General features: G+C 42.3%; 22 protein-coding genes. 8 read left to right on the plus strand and 14 right to left on the minus strand.

What is annotated here, in order from left to right:
• Positions 1–83 precede the first annotated feature (83 nt).
• Positions 84–1976, minus strand: a complete 1893-nt coding sequence (pepO, locus tag KB197_RS08220; RefSeq protein ID WP_212574034.1) for an endopeptidase PepO — start codon at positions 1974–1976, stop codon at positions 84–86.
• Positions 1977–2155: 179 nt separating this feature from the next.
• Here pepO and KB197_RS08225 point away from each other — a divergent pair, with 179 nt between their 5' ends.
• The 8 genes from KB197_RS08225 (at position 2156) to KB197_RS08260 (ending at position 7847) form a co-directional block, all read left to right on the plus strand.
• A complete protein-coding gene (locus KB197_RS08225; RefSeq protein ID WP_000619164.1) occupies positions 2156–2878 on the plus strand; it encodes a metal ABC transporter ATP-binding protein in 723 nt (240 codons plus the stop codon).
• Positions 2875–3723 (plus strand): metal ABC transporter permease, encoded by an 849-nt coding sequence (locus tag KB197_RS08230; protein WP_000559786.1) that lies wholly within the window; start codon positions 2875–2877, stop codon positions 3721–3723. The genes KB197_RS08225 and KB197_RS08230 overlap by 4 nt, the downstream gene beginning before the upstream one ends.
• A 31-nt stretch (positions 3724–3754) precedes the next feature.
• Positions 3755–4684: a metal ABC transporter substrate-binding lipoprotein/adhesin PsaA gene (gene psaA, locus KB197_RS08235; protein ID WP_212574035.1), complete on the plus strand. Its 930-nt coding sequence runs from the start codon at positions 3755–3757 to the stop codon at positions 4682–4684.
• 124 nt (positions 4685–4808) lie between these two features.
• Entirely contained in the window at positions 4809–5303 is a 495-nt protein-coding gene (tpx, locus tag KB197_RS08240) for a thiol peroxidase (RefSeq protein WP_212574036.1), read from the plus strand.
• A gap of 78 nt (positions 5304–5381) precedes the next feature.
• The gene (locus tag KB197_RS08245) at positions 5382–6032 is read left to right on the plus strand and encodes a metal-dependent transcriptional regulator (RefSeq protein WP_212574037.1); all 651 of its coding nucleotides are present in this window, start codon (positions 5382–5384) and stop codon (positions 6030–6032) included.
• 119 nt (positions 6033–6151) lie between these two features.
• Positions 6152–6859: a nicotinamide mononucleotide transporter gene (locus KB197_RS08250; RefSeq protein ID WP_212574038.1), complete on the plus strand. Its 708-nt coding sequence runs from the start codon at positions 6152–6154 to the stop codon at positions 6857–6859.
• Positions 6860–6989: 130 nt separating this feature from the next.
• Complete coding sequence (locus KB197_RS08255) at positions 6990–7403, plus strand: hypothetical protein (protein ID WP_212574039.1); 414 nt, start codon at positions 6990–6992, stop codon at positions 7401–7403.
• 18 nt (positions 7404–7421) lie between these two features.
• Complete coding sequence (locus KB197_RS08260; RefSeq protein ID WP_212574040.1) at positions 7422–7847, plus strand: hypothetical protein; 426 nt, start codon at positions 7422–7424, stop codon at positions 7845–7847.
• On the opposite strand, the gene KB197_RS08265 is transcribed toward KB197_RS08260, so the two are convergent.
• The 13 genes from KB197_RS08265 to metE all read right to left on the minus strand — a co-directional run bounded on the left by KB197_RS08265 (position 7844) and on the right by metE (position 24256).
• Positions 7844–9100, minus strand: coding sequence for an ISL3 family transposase (locus tag KB197_RS08265; protein ID WP_212574075.1), 1257 nt, complete (start codon positions 9098–9100; stop codon positions 7844–7846). The genes KB197_RS08260 and KB197_RS08265 overlap by 4 nt on opposite strands.
• Positions 9101–9296: 196 nt before the next feature.
• The gene (gene dtd, locus KB197_RS08270) at positions 9297–9740 is read right to left on the minus strand and encodes a D-aminoacyl-tRNA deacylase (protein WP_004255596.1); all 444 of its coding nucleotides are present in this window, start codon (positions 9738–9740) and stop codon (positions 9297–9299) included.
• Positions 9741–9769: 29 nt separating this feature from the next.
• On the minus strand, positions 9770–11992 hold the full coding sequence (locus KB197_RS08275; RefSeq protein ID WP_064276579.1) for a RelA/SpoT family protein: 2223 nt from the start codon (positions 11990–11992) through the stop codon (positions 9770–9772).
• 133 nt (positions 11993–12125) lie between these two features.
• Complete coding sequence (locus KB197_RS08280; protein WP_064276581.1) at positions 12126–13256, minus strand: ABC transporter ATP-binding protein; 1131 nt, start codon at positions 13254–13256, stop codon at positions 12126–12128.
• A gap of 112 nt (positions 13257–13368) precedes the next feature.
• Complete coding sequence (locus tag KB197_RS08285; RefSeq protein ID WP_064276582.1) at positions 13369–14238, minus strand: helix-turn-helix domain-containing protein; 870 nt, start codon at positions 14236–14238, stop codon at positions 13369–13371.
• 3 nt (positions 14239–14241) lie between these two features.
• Complete coding sequence (locus KB197_RS08290; RefSeq protein ID WP_004263413.1) at positions 14242–14628, minus strand: Mini-ribonuclease 3; 387 nt, start codon at positions 14626–14628, stop codon at positions 14242–14244.
• On the minus strand, positions 14621–15964 hold the full coding sequence (cysS, locus tag KB197_RS08295) for a cysteine--tRNA ligase (protein ID WP_064276584.1): 1344 nt from the start codon (positions 15962–15964) through the stop codon (positions 14621–14623). The genes KB197_RS08290 and cysS overlap by 8 nt, the downstream gene beginning before the upstream one ends.
• A gap of 17 nt (positions 15965–15981) precedes the next feature.
• Complete coding sequence (locus KB197_RS08300) at positions 15982–16503, minus strand: dihydrofolate reductase family protein (RefSeq protein ID WP_064276586.1); 522 nt, start codon at positions 16501–16503, stop codon at positions 15982–15984.
• 300 nt (positions 16504–16803) lie between these two features.
• Positions 16804–17688, minus strand: coding sequence for a GNAT family N-acetyltransferase (locus tag KB197_RS08305; protein WP_004263405.1), 885 nt, complete (start codon positions 17686–17688; stop codon positions 16804–16806).
• An 11-nt stretch (positions 17689–17699) separates the two neighbouring features.
• Positions 17700–18317, minus strand: a complete 618-nt coding sequence (gene cysE / locus KB197_RS08310) for a serine O-acetyltransferase (RefSeq protein ID WP_004263392.1) — start codon at positions 18315–18317, stop codon at positions 17700–17702.
• A gap of 15 nt (positions 18318–18332) precedes the next feature.
• Positions 18333–20546 (minus strand): polyribonucleotide nucleotidyltransferase, encoded by a 2214-nt coding sequence (pnp, locus tag KB197_RS08315; protein ID WP_033677957.1) that lies wholly within the window; start codon positions 20544–20546, stop codon positions 18333–18335.
• 493 nt (positions 20547–21039) lie between these two features.
• Positions 21040–21906: a methylenetetrahydrofolate reductase [NAD(P)H] gene (metF, locus tag KB197_RS08320; protein WP_000089967.1), complete on the minus strand. Its 867-nt coding sequence runs from the start codon at positions 21904–21906 to the stop codon at positions 21040–21042.
• Between the two features lie 100 nt (positions 21907–22006).
• Positions 22007–24256, minus strand: a complete 2250-nt coding sequence (metE, locus tag KB197_RS08325) for a 5-methyltetrahydropteroyltriglutamate--homocysteine S-methyltransferase (RefSeq protein WP_064276588.1) — start codon at positions 24254–24256, stop codon at positions 22007–22009.
• Between the last annotated feature and the right edge of the window lies 1 nt (position 24257).

Below are 24257 nucleotides of genomic sequence, written 5' to 3' on the forward strand. Positions count from 1 at the left end.
ACCTCGATAGCATTGCATTTTCAGATGTATAAACTTCAAAAATGAATCATTCACGCCAAGTTATACTTGATTAAGAAATCATTTTACCAAATAATCACACGGTCTTCTGGTGAACGCCACATTCCGTCGCCTTCTTTGACATCATAGGTCGTAAAGAAGTCGTCAAAGTTTGGCACTTGGACGTTAACACGGAGTTTAGCTGGAGCGTGTACGTCGACGCTAGCCAAAAGTTTCATAAATTCTGGACGACCTTTCATGCGCCAGATGCGACCGAAATTGTAGAAGAATTCTTCTGCTGAGAAGTCTGCTTCTCTCTTAGCTGCTTCAAGCGCTGCAGCGATTCCTCCCAAGTCAGCCACGTTTTCTGATACAGTCAATTTACCGTTGATGGTTGCTCCATAAGAATCTTGTCCATCAAATTGGTCAATAACTTTTTGTGTTTTCTCCTTGAAGGCAGCATAGTCACTCTCTGTCCACCAATCCTTGAGGCTACCATTTTCATCAAAGGAAGCTCCGTTGGTATCAAAGGCGTGGGAAATTTCATGAGCAATAACTGCCCCAATACCCCCGTAGTTAGCAGAAGATGACTGATGCAAGTCATAGAAAGGCGCCTGTAAAATAGCTGCTGGGAAGACAATCAGGTTCTTCTGTGGATTGTAGTAGGCATTGACCATATGAGCAGGCATGCCCCACTCCTTGTAATCTACAGGCTGGTTCCACTTGCTCCAACTGTGCTTGATTTCCACACGCGCAAAAGCTAGAGCATTGTCAAAAAGACTAGCATTTTCATCGACCACCTTGTCCTTATAGCGTTCTGGCAATTCTTCTGGGTAACCAATATAAGGCTTGATGACATTAAGTTTGACAATAGCCTTATCACGAGTTTCTGGAGTCAGCCAGTCATTTTTAGCCAAGCGTTCCTTATAGACGTCAATCATGGTTGCCACTTTTTTCTCCACATCTGCCTTGGCTTCTGGAGAGAATTTTTCATGGGCATACCAGAGACCTAAGGCTTGTTTGAATGGACCTTGTGCTAACTGGTAGGCTGCCTTAACCTTGTCTTTGGCTTCTGGAACTCCAGAAAGTGCACGACTGTAGGCACCTGACAAGACACGTATTTCTTCCGTTAAATAACTGGTAGAAAGATTGATAACACTCAAAATCAAGGTTGCCTTGAGGAGAGGCCAGGCTTCTTCACTGTAGAATTGCTCTGCTGCTTGCCAGAAACGTTCCTCGTCTACGATAACCTTGTCTGGCACTTGTCCAAGAACGGCTTGGAAGAAGTCATCCAAAGGTAGGGCAGACGCAAATTTCTTGAAATCTTCGTAATCATATGGATGGTAAAGTTTAGCATACTCTGAACTTTCTTCATTAGAAAGCACCACTGCCGCAACTCGACGGTCCAATTCTAGTCTTTTCTCTAGCAAGTCTTCAATTTCTGCATCAGTGAAATCATAAGCCTTGAGGAGATTTGCGCTGCTTTCTTTCCAAAGAGTCAAAAGCTCTTCACGCTGAGGATGGTCTTCTGCATAGTAGGTCGTATCTGGCAGGATTGTGCTTGGAGCACTTGCCCATAAAACGTTGATTCTGGCATCCATAAAGTCTGGCGATACACCAAAAGGAAGGAAGTTAGGTTTTCCTGCAAGTTCAAACTCTGCTAGTCTAGCTGTAAAATCCGCAAAAGTCTCTAATTCTTGGAATTCTTTAAGGAGTGGTAAGACAGGCTTGATACCGTCAGCTTCTCTCTTATCAAAATCACGAACTAGGCGGTGGTATTTGACAAAGTTTGCCAAGACAACATCCTCAGGCACCTCTTCACCTGCCAACCACTTGTCTGTTGTCGCCAACATCAAGTCTTCAATTTCTTGGTCTAAATCAACAAAACCTCCCGTTTGAGACTTATCTGCTGGGATTTCAGCTGTCTTCTGCCATTCTCCATTGATTGCATCATAAAAATCATCTTGATAACGTGTCATCTTGTTCTCGCTTTCATTTTTTAAGTTATTGCTAGCTTAACAAAAATTGCTTGGGAATGCAATTAAAAATGGACTTTCCTTTTCCATCATTTTTCAGTTATTATTTTAAATTTTTCAAAAATTAACTTGACTTAATTTTTTTTTTAAGGTATATTAAGAGTCAGGAGGAATACAAGTTTATGATACGTATCGAAAACCTCAGTGTCTCCTACAAAGAAACGTTGGCACTTAAGGATATTTCACTAGTGCTCCAAGGACCAACAATTACCGGAATCATTGGTCCAAACGGTGCCGGAAAATCAACATTATTAAAAGGTATGCTGGGAATTATCCCACATCAAGGTCAGGCATTTCTCGATGACAAGGAAGTTAAAAAATCCTTACACCGAATTGCCTATGTCGAACAAAAAATCAATATCGACTACAACTTTCCCATCAAGGTCAAGGAATGCGTCTCGCTAGGACTCTTTCCTTCTATCCCTCTCTTTCGAAGTTTAAACGCTAAACATTGGAAAAAAGTGCAAGAAGCCCTTGAAATCGTCGGCCTAGCTGACTACGCTGAACGTCAAATCAGTCAACTGTCTGGAGGTCAATTTCAACGGGTTTTGATTGCCAGATGTTTGGTGCAGGAAGCCGACTATATCCTCTTGGATGAACCTTTTGTTGGGATCGATTCTGTCAGTGAGGAAATCATCATGAATACGCTGAGAGATCTGAAAAAAGCTGGCAAGACGGTTCTCATCGTCCACCATGACCTCAGCAAGGTTCCCCACTACTTCGATCAAGTCTTACTTGTCAATCGAGAAGTGATTGCCTTTGGTCCGACCAAAGAAACCTTTACCGAAGCCAATCTCAAAGAAGCTTACGGTAATCGACTCTTTTTCAATGGAGGTGACCTATGATTGCAGAATTTATCGATGGATTGCAAAAATTCCATTTCCTACAAAATGCCTTGATAACAGCTATTGTCGTCGGGGTCGTAGCTGGAGCTGTGGGATGTTTCATCATTCTACGCGGGATGTCACTCATGGGAGATGCTATTTCACATGCTGTCTTGCCAGGTGTAGCCCTCTCCTTCATCTTGGGCCTTGACTTCTTTATCGGAGCCATTGTCTTTGGATTGCTAGCTGCCATCATCATTACCTACATCAAGGGGAACTCGATTATCAAAAGCGATACCGCCATCGGCATTACCTTTTCTTCTTTCTTAGCCCTCGGTATCATCTTGATTAGTGTCGCTAAAAGTTCAACTGACCTTTTCCATATCCTTTTCGGTAATATCCTAGCCGTCCAAGATACGGATATGTTTATTACTATGGGTGTGGGGGCAGCCATTCTCTTGTTAATCTGGATTTTCTTCAAGCAACTCTTGATCACTTCCTTTGATGAACTCTTGGCCAAGGCCATGGGAATGCCTGTCAATTTCTATCACTACCTTCTCATGGTACTCCTGACTCTCGTGTCTGTGACAGCCATGCAAAGTGTCGGAACTATCCTGATTGTAGCCATGCTGATTACCCCAGCTGCAACTGCTTATCTGTATGCCAATAGCCTGAAAAGTATGATTTTCCTTTCCTCAACCTTTGGAGCTACAGCTTCAGTTTTGGGACTCTTTATCGGCTATAGCTTTAACGTTGCGGCAGGTTCTAGTATCGTGCTTACAGCTGCTAGTTTCTTTCTCATTAGCTTCTTTATCGCTCCAAAACAACGATATTTGAAACTGAAAAATAAACATTTGTTAAAATAAGGGGTAAAGCCCCAATAAATTGGAGGATCTAATGAAAAAATTAGGTACATTGTTCGTTCTCTTTCTTTCTGTCATTGCTCTTGCAGCATGTGCTGGCGGAAAAAAAGATGCAGCTTCTGGTCAAAAACTAAAAGTTGTTGCTACAAACTCAATCATCGCTGATATTACTAAAAATATTGCTGGTGATAAGATTGATCTTCACAGTATCGTTCCGATTGGGCAAGACCCACACGAATACGAACCACTTCCTGAAGATGTTAAGAAAACTTCTGAGGCTGACCTCATTTTCTATAACGGTATCAACCTTGAAACAGGTGGCAATGCCTGGTTTAGCAAATTAGTAGAAAATGCCAAGAAAACTGAAAACAAAGACTACTTTGCAGTCAGTGAAGGTGTTGATGTTATCTACCTTGAAGGAAAAAATGAAAAAGGAAAAGAAGACCCACACGCTTGGCTTAACCTTGAAAATGGAATTATCTTTGCTAAAAATATCGCCAAACAATTGAGCGCTAAAGATCCTAACAACAAAGAATTCTATGAAAAAAATCTCAAAGAATATACTGATAAGTTAGACAAACTTGATAAAGAAAGTAAAGATAAATTCAATAACATCCCTGCTGAAAAGAAACTCATTGTAACCAGCGAAGGAGCATTCAAATACTTCTCTAAAGCCTATGGTGTCCCAAGTGCCTATATCTGGGAAATCAATACTGAAGAAGAAGGAACTCCTGAACAAATCAAGACCTTGGTTGAAAAACTTCGCCAAACAAAAGTTCCATCACTCTTTGTAGAATCAAGTGTGGATGACCGTCCAATGAAGACTGTTTCACAAGACACAAACATCCCAATCTACGCACAAATCTTTACTGACTCTATCGCAGAACAAGGTAAAGAAGGCGACAGCTACTACAACATGATGAAATACAACCTTGACAAGATTGCTGAAGGATTGGCAAAATAATACTCAATGAAAAACGTCATTCTCACATGAGCTGGCGTTTTTTCTATGCCCATATTTCCGGTCAAATCATTGGAAAATTCCGACTGTTTCAGCTAAAATGGAAGAAAAAAGATTGGAGTATCCTATGGTAACTTTTCTCGGAAATCCTGTGAGCTTTACAGGTAAACAACTACAAGTCGGCGACAAGGCACTTGATTTTTCACTCACTACAACAGACCTTTCTAAAAAATCTCTGGCTGATTTTGATGGCAAGAAAAAAGTCTTGAGTGTCGTGCCTTCTATCGATACAGGTATCTGCTCAACTCAAACGCGTCGTTTTAATGAAGAACTGACTGGACTGGATAATACCGTTGTCTTGACTGTTTCAATGGACCTCCCTTTTGCCCAAAAACGTTGGTGCGGTGCTGAAGGTATTGAAAATGCCATCATGCTCTCAGACTATTTCGACCATTCCTTTGGACGTGATTATGCTCTCTTAATCAATGAGTGGCATCTATTGGCACGCGCAGTCTTTGTCCTCGATACTGACAATACTATTCGCTACGTTGAATACGTGGATAATATCAACTCTGAACCAAACTTCGAAGCCGCAATTGCAGCTGCTAAAGAACTAAATTAGAAGCCATTGTGGCAGATAGCTAGAGAAATCTAGCTTTTTTTGATATACTAGATAAAGATATTAGACAAGAGGAAACGAATGACCCCGAATAAAGAAGATTATCTAAAGTGTATTTATGAAATTGGCATCGATTTGCATAAGATTACCAACAAGGAAATTGCTGCCCGCATGCAAGTCTCTCCCCCTGCCGTAACTGAAATGATTAAACGGATGAAAAGTGAAAATCTCATCCTCAAGGACAAGGAATGTGGCTATCTACTGACTGATCTTGGACTCAAACTGGTCTCAGAGCTCTATCGTAAGCATCGCTTGATTGAAGTTTTTCTAGTTCATCATTTAGACTATACGAGTGACCAGATTCACGAGGAAGCTGAGGTATTGGAACACACTGTCTCTGATTTATTCGTGGAGAGACTAGAAAAATTACTTGGATCCCCTAAGACCTGCCCTCACGGAGGAACTATTCCTGCTAAGGGAGAACTCTTAGTTGAAATCAATAACCTGCCACTAGCTGACATCAAAGAAGCTGGCGCCTACCGCCTGACTCGGGTGCACGATAGTTTTGACATTCTCCATTATCTGGATAAGCACTCACTTCACATCGGTGACAAGCTCCAAGTCCAGCAGTTTGATGGCTTCAGCAATACCTTCACTATCCTTAGTAAAGACGAGGATTTACAAGTAAGTATGGACATTGCCAAACAACTCTATGTCGAAAAAATCGACTAATTTCTCAAGTACCCCAACCACCCCTGAAAGTTTTATTTTCAGGGTTTTATTTCTATCATTTGATTTTACTTTCATTTAGTTGTAGAATATTTGTAAAAAAAAGAAAGATATCTTAATATATGAAAAAATCACTAAAAATTTTTGCGACATCCAAATGGTTTGACCTCTTCGGGGTTGCTTTGGTCGTTGGGATTGCGATTGCATCTGGTTACCTCAACTCACGCCTCGATAAATTTGTAGATTGGGGACCATGGACAGCTCTTGTACCCTTTGGATTAATTTCCGTAACCAACGTTGGGATTTCCATGTTGTCCACTCGTTTCACGGGAAAATTAAGCAAATGGGGAAATTACTTTGGTATTGTTAATACCATTTTGTCTGGTACCATTGATTATATCCTTGGAAATAAGGCGGCCATTATTACCTATCCCGTCACCTTCCTCATTTATACCTTTGCTATTAAGAAATGGGAAGCTTCGCAAGAAGGCAGACCTAACCAAATGAGCCAAAAACAGGTAAAATCGGCGGCCATCATCATTTCAATCATCGCCTTCCTCTTTGCCTTTGCGACCAACTATATCGGCTATGGTGGCAAGATGAATCTCCTTGCCTACGTAACAACTATTGCCTTTGCACTATCCCTCATTGCCAATGCTTTTAACGCATTGAAACTAACAACTCAGTGGGGCTTTTGGTTGATTTACAATTTCGTTCAGCTGACAAAAGCTGGTATTCAAGGAAACTTTGCCAATATCGGAAAATACATCTTTTATATCCTCAATGCAATAGGAGCTTTATTTGTCTGGAATGATGAAGAAGTTAGATAATAGAAGGAAACTCAAATAAAGAATACTAGCCAACTTAAGAGAATCTCCCTTCTGCTATTTTTATCATTTTAGTTGTAACTACCATTCTTTTGGAGTAGAATGAAGCTAGATAAAAGAGGGAGGTCTTGTCATGAAAAAACTCTTTAGACTCCATTTTACAACAATTGCAGTTATCGATTTGCTACTATTCGCATTTTTTAGCAAAAAACCCGAGACATCTTTGGAGTGGCTCTTGCTCTCTGGTTTTATTTTCCTCCTTGCTCAGGGACTACTGCTGTTTCGCTTGGTTATCCAACTCAAACATCAATTCGCTGAGATTTATCCTCAAATCAATAAAAAGATTCGCTTCTACTATTTAGGGGTTCTCACCATTGATTTTCTATTTTTTGTCCTTTTAACCTTCGTTAGTTCTCAGCGTTTTCCCTCTCTTATGCCAATCATCACTGCTTGCCATTCTACTTTTTATTATATGACAGCTGGACACCTAAGAGAAAACTATCCAGACTTTTACGACAAACATATCTCTTTATGGGAGTGTCTCTAAGGAAACTGAGGTTTTAGCATGAAAAAAATCATCTATATCAAAACCGTTCAACTCCTTGTCATTGATGGAATCATGCTGGCATTTTTGACATTTAAAGGGGGGCTTACTTGGGATTGGATTTTGATTTATATCGGTTGGATCATTTTCTTTCATCCTGTGCTATTGACCTATCTTTCCAACCAACTTTGTGACCACTTTAGTCAACTCTATTCCCAGACTAGACCAAGATTCTGGCGTTTTGCCATACAAATCCTCCTATGGGATATCTTGATGATTCTCTCCTTGATATGTTTAAGTGGTATGTCACTTTTCCTTCAGGGAACTCTCCTAATCCTAGGACACCTCATCCCTTCCTACCGCATAAGCCAAAGCCTGAAAAGAGACTTCCCAAAAGCCTATCAAGAACGGCTCTTTGTCAACTGTAGTGGGTTGAAGAAAAGCTAAGATCGAGAAAGGACACATTTCGTCCTTTCTTTTTTGATATTGAGAGCGATAAAAATCCGTTTTTTGAAGTTTTCAAAGTTCCGAAAACCAAAGGCATTTCGCTTGATAAGTTTGATGAGATTATTGGTCGCTTCCAATTTGGCGTTGGAATAGGGTAGTTGAAGGGCGTTGACAATCTTTTCTTTATCCTTGAGGAAGGTTTTAAAGACAGTCTGAAAAAGAGGATGAACCTGCTTTAGATTGTCCTCAATAAGTCCGAAGAATTTGTCTGGCTCCTTGTTCTGAAAGTGAAAAAGTAAGAGCTGATAGAGATTGTAGTGGTGTCTCAAGTCTTCTGAATAGCTCAAAAGCTTGTCTAGAATTTCTTTATTTGTTAAGTGCATGCGAAAAGTAGGGCGATAAAAACGTTTATCACTGAGTTTACGACTATCCTGCTGTATGAGCTTCCAGTAGCGCTTGATGGCTTTGTATTCATGGGATTTTCGCTCAAATTGATTCATGATTTGGACACGAACACGACTCATAGCACGGCTTAAGTGTTGTACAATGTGAAATCGATCTAGAACGATTTTAGCACATGGAAAAAGCTGTTTAGCCAAGGCATAATAAGGACTAAACATATCCATCGTAATGATTTTCACCTGACAACGAACAGCTCGCTCGTAGCGCAGAAAGTGATTTCGTATGATAGCCTGTGTTCTGCCTTCAAGAACAGTGATGATGTTAAGATTATCAAAATCTTGTGCAATGAAACTCATCTTTCCCTTGGTAAAGGCATACTCGTCCCAAGACATAATCTCTGGAAGACGAGAAAAATCATGCTTAAAACGGAAGTCATTAAGCTTGCGAATGACAGTTGAAGTTGAAATAGCCAGTTGATGAGCGATATCGGTCATAGAAGTTTTTTCAATCAATTTTTGCGCAATTTTTTGGTTGATAATACGAGGAATTTGGTGATTTTTCTCGACGAGAGAGGTCTGTGAGACCATCATTTTAGAGCAATGATAGCACTTGAAACGACGCTTTTTAAGGAGGATTCTGGTAGGCATACCAGTTGTTTCAAGGTAAGGAATTTTCGATGGTTTTTGGAAGTCATATTTCTTCATTTGACTTCCACATTCAGGACAAGATGGGGCCTCATAATCCAGTTTAGCGATGATTTCCTTGTGGGTATCTCTATTAACAACATCCATAATTTGGACATTAGGGTCTTTGATATCGAGTAGTTTTGTGATAAAATGTAATGGTTCCATATGATTCTTTCTAATGAGTTGTTTCGTCGCTTTTCATTATAGGTCATATGGGACTTTTTTTCTACACAAAAATAGGCTCCATAATATCTATAGGGGATTTACCCACTACAAATATTATAGAGCCTCAAGAACAGATTCCATTTTGGAATATTTTATGATAGATAAGAAAAACCAAGCCGACTGGGCTTGGTCTTTCTTATCTATTTTTAGTATCTAAGATAATGGTAACTGGCCCATCATTGACCAGCTCAACTTGCATATCCGCTCCAAAAATGCCTGTCTGAACGGGCACTTCTTGCGCTAATTTTTGGTTGAAAGCATCATAGAAGTCTGATGCCATATCAGGCTTGGCTGCACCTGTGAAGGCTGGACGATTGCCTTTCTTAGTATCTGCAAAGAGGGTAAACTGAGAAATAGAGAGGATTTCTCCTTCAATATCTTTGACAGACAGGTTCATCTTGCCTTCTGCGTCTGAAAAAATACGCATGTTGACCAGTTTTCTCACGGCATAGTCCAAATCTTCCTCTTGGTCCTCTGGTCCAACACCAACCAGCAATAAGAGTCCCTGATTGATTTTTCCCTGAACCTGACCTTCGATACTCACTTGGGCTTTTGTAACCCGTTGGATAATGATTTTCATAATAGCCTTTCTAGTAAGAGCTAGGGCAATTAGCCGTTGGTCCGTTTTACAGAATAGACTTCTGGCACACTCTTAATCTTGTCCACGACCGAAGTCAGTGTCGAGAGGTTGGCAATGCCAAAGGATACATGGATATTAGCAAACTTCATATCCTTGGTTGGTTGGGCGTTGACTGTCGAGATATTCTTGGTTGTGTTTGAAAGAACTTGCAGTACATCGTTCAACAGTCCTGTACGGTTGAGACCATAGATATCGATATGAGCCATATACTCCTTATTTGAGTTTGAATACTGATCTTCCCACTCCACATCAAGGAGACGTTGCTCGTAGTTTTCTTGGGCACGCAGGTTCATACAGTCCACACGGTGAATAGCTACACCACGACCCTTGGTAATGTAGCCGACAATATCGTCACCAGGAACAGGATTACAACACTTGGCAATCCGCACTAGGAGACCTGAGGCACCTTCAATGACCACTCCACCCTCATGCTTAACCTTGAGGGTTTCTTTGTTTTCAACCTTGATCTCGCCACCTTTGACAAGCTCTTCTGCTTCCGCCTTGGCCTTGGCACGTTCTTCCTCACGACGTTCCTTTTCAGTCAGACGGTTAAAGACAGTAATAGCACCGATTTCGCCAAAACCAATAGCCGCAAAGAGGGATTCTTCTGTCTTGTAGCTGGTCTTTTGTAGAACTTGGTCCATGTGGCGCTTGTCCATGAATTTATTGGCCACATAGCCATTTTCTTGGAACTGAGCCATCAACATCTCACGACCCTTGTTGACAGACAATTCCTTATCTTGGTTTTTAAAGAACTGACGAATCTTGTTACGCGCCTTGCTGGTCTTGACCATATTGAGCCAGTCACGGCTAGGTCCAAAGGAGTTGGGGTTGGTGACAATTTCAACCTGATCCCCTGTCTTGAGCTTGGTTGTCAGTGGAACCATGCGACCATTGACCTTGGCACCAGTCGCTTTTTCACCGACTTTGGTATGGATTTCGTAGGCAAAGTCAATCGGTCCTGAATCTTTGGGAAGGGAACGAACAGCTCCATCTGGAGTAAAGACGTAAATCTCCTCAGCCAGATAGTTTTCCTTAACAGAATCCACAAATTCCTTGGCATCATCAGCCTGGTCTTGTAGCTCCATCATCTCCTTAATCCAGTTCATCCCAATAGCTGATTCCTTGCTGTTAACCTGCCCCTTAATACCTTTCTTATATGCCCAGTGAGCCGCAACCCCGTACTCAGCCACCTCATGCATTTCCTTGGTCCGAATCTGGAATTCAATCGGCCCTTTTGGCCCATAAACAGTCGTATGGATAGACTGGTAACCATTGGCCTTGCGGTTAGCGATATAGTCTTTAAAACGACCAGGCATGGGTTTCCAGAGTTCATGCACATAACCAAGCATGGCATAGACATCACTTTGGGTATTCAAAATACAACGAATGGCAATCAGGTCATAGATCTCCTCAAACCGTTTTCTCTTGTCCTGCATTTTGCGGAAAATCGAGTAAATATGCTTGGGACGACCGTAAATCTTCCCTTTCAAGTGACGATCTGTCGTATATTCCTCTAATTTTGTGACTACCTCATCCACCAAGGCTTCACGCTCTCTGCGTTTTTCCTTCATCATATGGGTAATCTTGTAAAACTCTGTAGGATTGAGATAACGGAAAGACAGGTCTTCTAATTCCCATTTAACACTGGAAATCCCCAAACGGTGGGCAAGTGGGGCATATATTTCCATGGTTTCTTTGGAAATACGCTCCTGCTTATCTTTTCGAAGGTGTTTCAGGGTCCGCATATTGTGCAAGCGGTCAGACAGTTTGACCAAGATAACACGGATGTCCTCAGACATGGCCATGAGCATCTTGCGATGATTTTCCGCTAATTGTTCCTCGATTGATTTGTACTCGACCTTACCAAGCTTGGTAACCCCATCAACGATTACCCGCACATCAGGGCCAAACTCTCTTTCCAAATCGTCCAAGGTCGCATCTGTATCTTCTACTACATCATGCAAGAAACCACAAGCTACCGTTACAGCATCCAATTTGAGCTTAGCTAAAATACCTGCCACTTGGATGGGGTGGATGATATAAGGCTCACCTGATTTGCGGTATTGACCACTATGGCATTCCACCGCATAGACCAAGGCCTTATGGACAAAATGGACATCCTCTTCCTTTAAATATTCTTTTGTTAAAGCGACAACTTCTTCGCCTGTTAAATTCACTTCTTTTGGCATCTCTACTCTCCAATTCTTCCTACCATTTTATCACTTTTTTAAGAATATGAAAACTAGAAAATTCCCTCTCAATCAATCCACATCTCAAAAAAACACTGCCAGATTTCTAGCAGTGTTTTGAGTTTCGTTTATCTTAGTAAACTGTTTTTTCAGTTTCTACATCGAAGAAGTGTGCTTTGTTCAAGTCAAATCCAAGTTCAACTGTTGCACCAGCTTGCAAGTAGTCACGTGCGTCAACCTTAGCAACGAATTCATCTTTACCAACTTGGCAGTATAGGTGAGATTCTGAACCAAGCAATTCTGATACAGAGATAGTTGCTTTCACAACTGATTCTGGGAATGTTTCAAGGAAAGCAGGTTCTGCGTTCACGTCTTCTGGACGGATACCGAAGATCAATTCTTTACCTTCGTAACCTTTATCGCGAAGAACTTTCAAAGCACCTTCTGGAACTTTCAAGTTAAAGGCGTCACCAACGATGTGGTCACCGATCAATTTTACGTTGATGAAGTTCATAGCTGGGCTTCCGATGAATCCTGCTACGAATTTGTTAACTGGGTTTTTGTAAACTTCTTGAGGAGTACCGATTTGTTCAACACGTCCGATAGTACCAGTACCAGCAGGGTTTTTAGTAGCTGACATGATAACGATACGGTCTGCAAGTGTCATCGCTTCTGTTTGGTCGTGAGTTACGTAGATAGTTGTAGCTCCGATACGACGGTGGATTTTAGCGATTTCAGCACGCATGGATACACGAAGTTTCGCATCCAAGTTTGACAAAGGTTCGTCCATCAAGAATACTTTTGCATCACGGACGATCGCACGACCCATGGCAACACGTTGACGTTGACCACCTGAAAGGTCAGCAGGTTTACGTTCCAAGAATTCTTTCAATCCAAGGATTTCAGCTGCTTCTTGCACACGTTTGTCGATGTCTTCTTTGCTGTATTTACGCAATTTCAAACCGAAAGCCATGTTGTCATAAACAGTCATGTGTGGGTAAAGAGCGTAGTTTTGGAATACCATGGCGATGTCACGGTCTTTTGGAGCTACGTCGTTGACAACCACGCCATCGATAGATGCAGTACCTTCTGTGATGTCTTCAAGACCAGCAATCATACGAAGAGTTGTTGATTTACCACATCCTGAAGGACCTACGAAAACGATAAATTCTTTGTCTTTGATGTCCAAGTTGAAGTCTTCAACTGAATAGTGTTCGCTGTTTGGATATTTTTTGTAAATATTTTTAAGATTCAATTCTACCATGAGGTGAACTCCTTTTGTCTTTTGATAGTTTTATTATAGATGAAAACGCTTTACATTTCTATGGCAAGGTGACCAAAAAAATAAAAAAGTTCTGTGCAACTTGCACAAAACTTTATAAAATATCTGGTAAAATCAACTGATAACACAAGGTCAGATCTGTCAATTCCTTCAACTGTAGCCCTGTCAATTCTTCCCATTTATCAATCTTGTATTGGAGAGAATTGCGGTGCAGATAGAGTTGCTGGGCTGTTTTAGTGAGAACGGCACTATTTTCCCAAAGGGAGAGAATGATTTCCTGAATCTGATCCTGGTCCAAAATCATCTGGTGCAGGCATTCCTTGATTGCTCTCAGGTCAACAATTCTTTCCCCCATACTCCAAAGATAGAGTTGTGAAAAGGTATGAACACCTTGGTGACCCTGACGCCACCAAGTCTTAAACAAATCTCGCTCTGCTTTGATTAAGTCTGATAGGGCTTGATGTCCTGTCTGAGACCAAACCTGACCTAACATGATAGAGAGACGCAGTCCAAAGTCATACTCAACCGCTTCAATCGTATCACTTAAAATAGCTCGTACAGATGTGTATTTGTCTTGTTGAAGTACGAAAACATAATCCTGAGCTCCGACCTGAAGCACTGTCTGACAGTTAGGAAAAAGAGTCCGCATCATATCCAGCCAAGAAGCTAGATTTTCCTGCTGAAAATAGGAAAGATGACAATAAACCAACTGAATCTTTTTAAAAGTTTTTGGTGCCTGACCCTTGCCCTCAATCAGATAGGAATACCAAGGATTGAGCGAACGAGCCTGCTCCTGCTGGGTCAAAAGGGCAACCAACTGCTTTTCACGCTCACTGAGCCCAGCTTCCTCCAGCAAAATCCACTGCTGAGAAGCTAAAGGGAGCGTGAGATAGCCCTCTTTCTCTACTGGTTGGTCTGAAATCTGAGCCTCAGGAAACCAGTCTTGTAGTTCTTTTGCTATCACGTCCTAGCCCTCCACTTTTTGGATGCACCACGAAATCAAGCTCTCAAGACGTTCTAGATTATCAGTCATATGGAGATAGCCCATGACGGCTTCAAAACCTGTGGACATACGGTAAGTCACCACATCAGCATTTTTGGCCTTGGTGTGACTATTGGTATTGCGACCACGTTTGTAGATTTCTTCTTCTTTTTCCGTCAGAACTTGCTCCTCTAACATAAAGGAAATCAGGCGAGCCTGAGCTTTGGCTGAGACATACTTGGTCGCTTCTTGGTGGAGTTTATTGGGCTTTGTCATGCCTTTGAGGATGAGGTGACGGCGAATATACATGGAATACACCGCGTCCCCCTCAAAAGCTAACGCAATTCCGTTAATGAGATTGACATCAATCACGTGTCCACCTCACTCCATCTTTGGTGTCAAGGAGCTTAATCCCTTGAGCAGCCAATTGGTCACGGATCTGGTCCGCTGTCGCAAAATCACGACTGGCACGCGCTTCTTGGCGTTTTTGGATCAAGTCTTCAATCTCAACGTCCAAAACTTCCTCAATAAAGACAATTCCAAAGACTTCCAACATATCCGCAAAAGCTTGCTTGACACTTGCATCATAGTTACCAGAATTGATCCATTTGGCCATTTCAAAAACAACTGTGATACCGTTGGCAGCGTTAAAATCTTCATCCATAGCTGCTACAAACTTATCTTTAAAGGCTTGTAACTCTTGGGCGTCCACATTTCCTGTAAATGGTTGCTCATAAGTGTTCTTCAAATACTTGAGATTGGTCTCAGCGTCTCGCACTGCCTTTTCCGTAAAGTTGATAGGCTTGCGGTAATGCTGAGTCGCAAAGAAGAAACGAAGCACTTGCCCATCAAGAGTTTTAAGGGCATCGTGCACTGTGATAAAGTTACCCAAGGATTTGGACATCTTGACATTATCAATATTGACAAAGCCATTATGCATCCAATAGTTGGCAAAGGTCTTGCCAGTTTTGGCTTCTGACTGGGCAATTTCATTGGTATGATGAGGAAACTCTAGGTCGGCTCCACCACCGTGAATATCAATGGTGTCGCCCAAAATCTCTGTCGACATGACTGAACACTCGATGTGCCAGCCCGGACGACCAGGTCCCCAAGGACTGTCCCAAGAAATCTCGCCTGATTTGGCAGCTTTCCAGAGGGCAAAGTCTACAGGATTTTCCTTACGTGCCGTTTCTTCATCGGTACGACCTGAAGCACCTAGTTCCAAATCTTCCAAGGTTTTATTTGCTAATTTAGCATAGTTGTGGGATTTTTCCACACGGAAGTAAACATCTCCTTGGCTCTCATAGGCAAAACCTTTTTCAATCAAGTCTTCCACAAAGCGGATAATGTCAGCCATAAACTCCACTACACGCGGATGGCGAGTCGCAGGTTTGACGCCCAAGGCCGTCACATCCTCACGAAAGGCAACGATGTACTTGTCCGCAACCTCCTGTGGCGTAATGCCTTCTTCCTTGGCACGGTTGATAATCTTATCATCCACATCCGTAAAATTGGAAATATAGGCAACCTCATAACCACGATACTCAAAATAGCGACGAATGGTATCAAAAGCCACCGTCGAACGGGCATTCCCCACGTGGATATAGTTGTACACGGTTGGCCCACAAACATACATCTTTACTTTGCCGTCCTCAATCGGGACAAATTCTCGCAAATCACGAGACATGGTGTCGTAGATTTTAATCATGCGGTCCACTCCCTTCTCTATTTCTGACTTTTTCGGCTGAAAACCAGCTCTGCAAAAGGACCAAATTGTCTGAGGCTATCCAGTTGGTAAAAGCGCTGCCCTTCCTCTTGGGTAAAGAGGGGAACCCCCTTTCCTAGGATAAGGGGCGCTATCTGAATAATGAGGTGGTCGAAAAGATCCGCATCCAAGAGCGGTCCTACTAAGGAATTACCACCAATCACAAAGACATTTTTGCCTTTGTCAATCTGGTGAACAAAGTCCACCACATCCCCAGCTACTGGCTGGTAATTGCTGACAGGCAGGTGCCTATCATGCGTAAAGACATAGTTTTCCGTAGCTTGATAAAAACTTTCTACATCTTGCAAATCTTGGATTTCCTCAAAGGTCCGCTTGCCCATGATGGTGATATCCATTTGCCTGTAAAAGTCATCATAGCCTGTATCCTCTATAGAACCAAGCTGATGCAGCCAGTCTATCCTGTGCTGGCTGTCTGCCAAGTAGCCATCCATGGTGATACAGCCGTAAAAATATACTGCCATTCTTGTAGTTTCCTTTCTAGTTCTACTTCGCCTTCACTTAGCGGGATAGCTCCAGATGATTAGACCTAAGCTAATCAAAGTATTCAGCAAAATCCTTGCTGGACAAGAAAAATAAGCCAGACAACAGCAATTCCAATCTGCAACAGAACGGTTCATTCTTAAACATTCAAGCGCCTCTCCTGTCTACTTACGGCTCAAGGTGTCATAGATTTTAATCATAAATCATAGTCAGGAAATCCAAAATCCAAGAACAGTTAATTTCATCACTAAGAGCTCAAGTAAATTTCAGTCCGAATGTCTCTACACTTCGGAATCCCTTGCTCCTTTCTCATTCAGATAAACCACCTGAGTCTGTTTGACAAAGCCAATTTTTTCATACAAGCGTTTGGCACCTACATTGCTATCTTCCACTGCAATCTGAAATTCCTTATCATTTTGCTCAATTAGTTGGTTGACAAGGGATTTTGCTAAGTAGCTTCCATAGCCTTTTCCACGTTCAGGTTCAGATATTGCTAAACCGTAGAAGTAATTCGTATCGCTCGATAAATCAACCGTGCAAGTTCCAATAACCTGATCGTCTTTTAACAAAATATATAGGCGACTTTCTGGATCTTTCAGAGCTTCAGCGACATATCTATCCACAACTTCTCTAGATTCATGTTCCTCTGAAAATGCCTGAAATTTCAACTGACTAATTTGCTCCTGATACGAACTATCTGCTAACAAAACTTCAAGATTGGAAACAGTTGCTAACGGATAAGGTTTTCTATCCTTACCTAACCAAGTTTCTGTCTCTTCATCCTCGACCAATCCCCAGTTGCTAATAAAATCAGGATGGCGGTCTAGAAAAACACGCTCTGTCTGAAAAGTAACTGAACGAATAGGGAAAGAAGCCGTTTCTTTCTCAAAACTAGCAAACAATGCACGCGCAATCCCCTGACGGCGATGAGCTGGATGAACCAGTATCGTCACTTCCACATCTTGATCATCTGCATAGACAGTTAATAAACCAACAAGTTCGCCTTTTTCATAATAAAGGAAAAAGGCGGGCATGTTTGGGTCAAAATTAAGCATGTTAGAGAGATAGGGATCACGATAGGTACCGTCATAGTTTTGGCAACAGTTAATTAGTTTTTTCGCCTCAGATAACTCCTCTTGGCTTAACTTGTTTCTTGCTTGAATCATATAGCTATCCTCTACAACCCCGACGATCTGTGACTGGCTTCTTTAGCCTGCTCGAGTTTATTGACGTAGTACTCTCGTTTTTCTTCGACTTCGTGGATCGTCGGTTCATCCTTCTGTCCATGAACTCGGACAATCTTGGCCGGAATACCGACAACCGTCACATCACTAGGTACATCTGCTACGACAACTGCTGCAGCACCGACCTTAGCATTTTCGCCAATTTCCACTGGTCCGATAACTTGGGCATGAGCCGAAATGAGAGCTCCCTTTCGAACGGTCGGATGGCGTTTGCCACAGTCTTTTCCTGTTCCCCCAAGAGTCACTCCGTGATAAAGAAGAACACCTCTTTCAACGATCGCTGTTTCCCCAATCACCAAGCCAGAACCATGGTCGATAAAGACACCTGAATCAATCTGGGCACCTGGATGAATCTCAATCTGAGTCCAAAAGCGCCAAAACTGACTGTGCATACGAGCCAAGAGCTTGAAGCCGTGTTTCCAGAGAAAATGTGAAAGACGGTGGGCCGCCAAGGCCTTGACACCTGGATAAGTCAGCAAAACCTCCAAAGTGGTGCGGGCCGCTGGATCATTTTCTTTTACGATATCAATGGTTTCGCGCCACCATCCCATACATTTCTCCTTTTCTTATTCTGAATCTTTTGGTGTTTCTGTAAATTCTTTCTTAGGTTTGTGATCCTTGTGATGACGTGGGCGGTGAGGACGCTCAGACTTTTCACCTTTTTCATCACGTTCAGGTTTTGGAGGACGAGGAAGAAGGGCTTTCATAGAAGCATCCACACGTCCTTTTTCATCAATCTTGATAACCTTAACATCAACTTCATCACCGATTGCTACCAAGTCTTCGACATTATTGGTACGCGTCCAAGCCATTTCCGAAATGTGAACGAGGGCATCTGTCTTATCAAAGAGGTTAACAAAGGCACCAAATTTCTCGATACGAACGACTTTAGCACGGTAAACTTCGTCCACCTTAGCTTCACGAACCAAACCAGCAATAATTTCTTTAGCACGATTGATGGCATCTTGATCGCTAGAGTAGATAGACACATTTCCTTCTTCATCGATATCAATCTTAACGCCTGTTTCAGCGATAATCTTGTCGATGGTTTCTCCACCTTTACCGATGACAATCTTAATCTTGTCCACATCAATCTTGATGGTATCAATCTTCGGAGCAGTTGGAGCCAATTCTGGACGAACTTCTGGAATGGTTGCTTCAATCACATCAAGGATTTCAAAACGGGCTTTCTTGGCCTGAGCAAGGGCCTCAGTCAAGATTTCTGCAGTAATCCCTTGAATCTTGATATCCATTTGAAGGGCTGTAATCCCGTCACGAGTACCCGCAACCTTGAAGTCCATGTCTCCAAAGTGGTCTTCCAAACCTTGGATATCTGTCAAGACTGTATAGTTGTTTCCATCTGAGATGAGACCCATGGCAATCCCTGCTACTGGCGCCTTGATTGGCACACCACCAGCCATAAGGGCAAGCGTTCCCGCACAGATAGAGGCTTGAGAAGAAGAACCATTTGATTCCAAGACTTCTGCTACCAAGCGGATAGCGTATGGGAATTCCTCCAAGCTTGGCAAAACTTGAGCAAGAGCACGCTCACCGAGAGCGCCATGACCAATTTCACGACGACCTGGCGCACCGTAGCGTCCAGTTTCCCCTACAGAATATTGAGGGAAGTTATAGTGGTGCATAAAGCGTTTCTTGTACTCTGGATCCAAACCATCAATGATTTGAGTTTCTCCCATCGGAGCCAAGGTCAAGACTGAAAGGGCCTGAGTTTGTCCACGAGTGAAGAGACCGGAACCGTGCACACGAGGAAGGAAGTCAACAACCGCATCCAAAGGACGGATTTCATCGACCTTACGCCCATCAGGACGCACCTTGTCTTCTGTGATCAAACGGCGCACTTCAGCGTGTTCCATCTGTTCCAAGATTTCAGCCACATCACGCATGATACGGTCAAATTCTTCATGGTCTGCATATTTTTCTTCGTAAACTGCAGTCACTTGGTCTTTGACTGCTTGAGTTGCAGCTTCACGAGCCAATTTTTCTTCTACTTGAACAGCTTTTTGGAGGTCGCTGTTGTAAGCTGCGATGATTTCAGCTTGCAAGTCCGCATCCACATGAAGCAATTCCACTTCTGCTTTTTCCTTACCAACAGCAGCAACAATTTCTTCTTGGAAGGCAATCAATTCTTTGACTGCTTCATGCCCTTTAAGAAGAGCTTCCAACATGATTTCTTCTGACAATTCTTTGGCACCAGACTCTACCATATTGATAGCATGCTTGGTACCAGCTACTGTTAATTCAAGAAGCGATTGCTCTGCTTGTTCTTGAGTAGGGTTGATGATGATTTGACCATCTACATAGCCCACTTGTACCCCAGCGATTGGTCCGTCAAACGGAATATCTGAAATAGAAAGCGCCAAGGATGAACCAAACATAGCTGCCATAGGTGCAGAGGCATTTTCATCATAAGAAAGCACGGTGTTAATCACTTGCACTTCATTACGGAAACCTTCCGCAAACATAGGACGGATTGGACGGTCAATCAAACGCGCTGTCAAAGTCGCATCTGTTGAAGGACGTCCTTCACGTTTCATAAAGCCACCAGGAAACTTCCCAGCCGCATACATTTTTTCTTCATAGTTGACTTGAAGTGGGAAGAAATCCCCAGTTGCCATTTTTTTAGACATAACGGCCGCAGTCAAGACAGTTGACTCACCGTAACGCACAACAACTGCGCCATTGGCTTGCTTAGCAACCTGACCAGTCTCTACGATTAACTCACGACCCGCAAAAGTCGTTTGAAACACTTGTTTTGTCATTTTAATCCCCTTTGGATTGATAATATTATACGTCTTGCCTACAAAAATCAAGATACTAAGCCGTCAAGCAACTCAAAGGAAAATAGGAAATCGAACGACGGAGCGACTGCTCCTAGGCAGATTTATCTTTTTCCACAGAGTTGTAGGCGTGTTCAATTCTCAAGATTCAAATCATTAGAAAGATTTGATGCTAAAGCATCTAATCCTTTCACGCTAATCGCTATCAGGCAATTAGCTAAATGCTTTACTAACTCTCTCGTCAAATAACATCGATTTGACTCGCTCGTGTCGCTCTTTCCTACCGTTAGTTATCAGAAAGATTTGATGCTAAAACATCTAAGACTTTTGGTTTAAATGCATTATTTTTTTAATACCCTCATCTTTGTATCAAGTACGTACAGAGTCTATTTTATCATATTTTTCTTAAAAAGTGCGGCCTTTACCATTAAAAAGGAACCATTCCCCTCACCTGAGAAGAATGGTTTGCTTTTTATTATCCTAGAGACTGGTGATTAAACAAGGCATGGGTTGCTTGGTGGATATATTTTGCTGTTTCAGCATTGTTCATAGTGTAGAGATGCACACCGGCAACATCCTGAGTTACCAAGTCCACGATTTGGTCCACTGCATAGGCAAGTCCTGCTGCTCTGAGCGACTCAGGGTCATGCTCATACTTGTCTAAGATGGCTTTAAATTTGCGTGGAAGATGGATATTCTCACAAGTCTTCAAGAGGCGGAGAGCCTGATTTCGATTCAGAATTGGCATAATCCCTGCATGAATGGGAACATCAATCCCAGCCAAGATGCACTTGTCTTGGAAATCGTAGAAGCGCTCATTGTCAAAGAAAAGCTGAGTTACAAGACTCGAACAACCTGCATCCACTTTCTTCTTAAGATTTTGAATATCTGAAATCTGATTTGGCGAATCTGGGTGTCCTTCTGGATAGCAAGCACCAACAATATCAAAGTGAGGGGCTTGTTCCTTGATGAACTCGATCAAGTCAGTTGCGTAGCGGAAATCCTTTTGTGGTTCCACATCAGGAATAATATCCCCACGAAGAGCCAAGATTTTCTGCACCCCAACCTTGTCCAAGTCTGCAATCGTTTCAGCAACCTTATCCTTAGTCAAATAGATGGCTGGCAAGTGAGCAATAGTCGGAATCGCCAAGTCATTTTGGATAAAGTCAGCCAAACGGACCGTCGTTTCCTTGATATTAAATTTATTATTGCTGGCAGTTACACTGATAAAGTGAGGAGCCAACTCCTGCATATCTTGAAGAGCAGAAATAATGTTATCATTACCCACGGCTGGGTTGGGAGGGAACACTTCAAATGAGAGTGACGGTGTTTGGCGTGACATAGTCATTATCCTTTTCTAGTTGATTTTTCGTTAGCTGGATTCCTAGAATCCAAGTGAAACAGGCAGATTGACCAAACAGCACTTCTTGAGAAATCCTATCTTATAATTTCTCACGCGCAGCTTTAGCTGCTTCAACAAGGCGAATCAAGCTTTCTTTTGTTTCTGGAATACCACGTGTTTTCAAACCACAGTCTGGGTTGATCCAAACTTTCTTGCTTGGCACTTTAGCAAGAATGGCTTCGATTGTGTTGTCGATTTCGCCTTCATTTGGCACACGAGGTGAGTGGATATCGTAAACCCCAGGTCCCACTTCTGTTTGGAAGTTTTTCGCTTTGAGTTCGTCCAAGATTTCAAGGTTTGAACGGCTAGCTTCAAAGGAAATAACATCTGCATCCATGTTGTCGATAGCTGGGATAATATCTGTAAATTCTGAGTAACACATGTGAGTGTGGATTTGAGTATCTGGCGCTACTGTTGAGTGTACCAAGCGGAAGGCAGGAATTGCCCAGTCAAGGTAGTCTTCGTACCAGTCGCTACGACGGAGTGGCAATTTTTCACGAAGAGCAGCCTCGTCGATTTGGATGATTTTCACACCAGCAGCTTCAAGGTCAAGCACCTCATCCTTGATAGCAAGGGCGATTTGAAGAGTTGAATCCTTGATAGAGATGTCTTCACGTGGGAATGACCAGTTGAGGATGGTAACAGGTCCAGTCAACATACCTTTAACAGGTTTGTTTGTACGGCTTTGTGCATAGCTAGACCATTTGACAGTGATAGGGTTAAGACGTGTTACATCACCCCAGATGATTGGTGGTTTCACCCCACGCATACCGTATGATTGTACCCAACCATTTTTAGAGAAGAGGTAACCTGACAAGTTTTGACCGAAATACTCAACCATGTCATTACGCTCAAATTCACCGTGAACAAGGACATCAAAGTCGATATCTTCTTGCCATTTGATCCATTCGTCAATTGTTTCAGCAAGGAAAGCATCGTACTCTTCTTGAGACAATTCACCTTTACGGTAAGCCAAACGTTTCGCACGAACTTCTTTTGTTTGAGGGAATGAACCGATAGTTGTTGTTGGAAGAGCTGGAAGTTTGAAAGCTTCTTCTTGGATAGCTTCACGTTCAGCAAAGGCTGGCAAACGAGTGTAGTCTGCATCAGTCAAACCAGCGATACGCGCACGAAGTTCAGCATTTTCACCAACACGCTCAGTCGCAAAGAGTTCTTTGTTGGCTGCAAGTGCTTCTTCACCTTGACCATTGCGGATAGCATCCAAATCACGGATCTCATCTAATTTTTCAACTGCAAAGGCAAAGTGGTTCAAGATAGCTGGTTCAAATTCTTCATTAGCTGTTGTAAATGGCACATGAAGAAGTGAGCATGAGCTTGTCAAGACAATGTTTTCAGCTGGGATTTGTTCAAGAACAGCCAAGCTCTTTTCGTAGTTATTACGCCAGATGTTTTTACCATTGACAATACCTGCATAAAGAGTCTTATCAGCTGGGAAACCACCTTTAACCAATTCAAGAGTTTTCTTACCTTCAACGAAATCAAGACCGATAGCATCTACTGGCAATTTCACAAGGTCAGCGTAAACGTCACGAACGTCACCGAAGTAAGTTTGAAGCAAGACTTCAAGACCTTTTTTGTCAGCCAAAAGTTTGTTGTAGAGGTTCAAGAAGAGAGCTTTTTCTTCAACTGTCAAGTCTTTTACAAGAGCAGCTTCATCCAATTGGATACGAGTCGCACCAAGTTCAGCCAATTTAGCAAAAACTTCTTGGTAAGCAGCCACTAAGCTGTCTACGAAGTCTTCTGCTTTCACGCCTTCTTCAAAGTCTGACAATTGAAGGAAAGTGAATGGACCTACAAGAACTGGACGAGTGTTCAATCCAAGTTCTTTTGCTTCTTGGAACTCATCAAAAATCTTGTGACCTGCAAGTTTGACTTGAGTTTCTTTTTCAAACTTAGGAACGATGTAGTGGTAGTTGGTGTTGAACCATTTCTTCATTGGAAGGGCGCGAACGTCCCCTTTTTCTCCTTGGTAACCACGACCCAAAGCGAAGTAGCGCTCAAGGTCAGACAAGTCCAAGTTTTGAACTGAAGCAGGTACCACGTTGAAAAGGAATGCTGCATCTAGGAAGTTATCATAGTGAGAAAAGTCATTTGATGGAATTTCAGTGATGCCTTTTTCTTTGACAATGTTCCAGTGTTTAGCACGCAAGTCTTTTGCGGCTGCCAAGAGTTCTTCTTCTGAGATTTCTTTTCTAAAGTATTTTTCAGTTGTAAATTTTAATTCGCGGAATTCGCCCAAACGAGGGAAACCGATGATTGTAGTTGACATG

It is taken from the genome of Streptococcus sp. 11-4097 (genome assembly GCF_018215285.2).
GTDB lineage: Bacteria > Bacillota > Bacilli > Lactobacillales > Streptococcaceae > Streptococcus.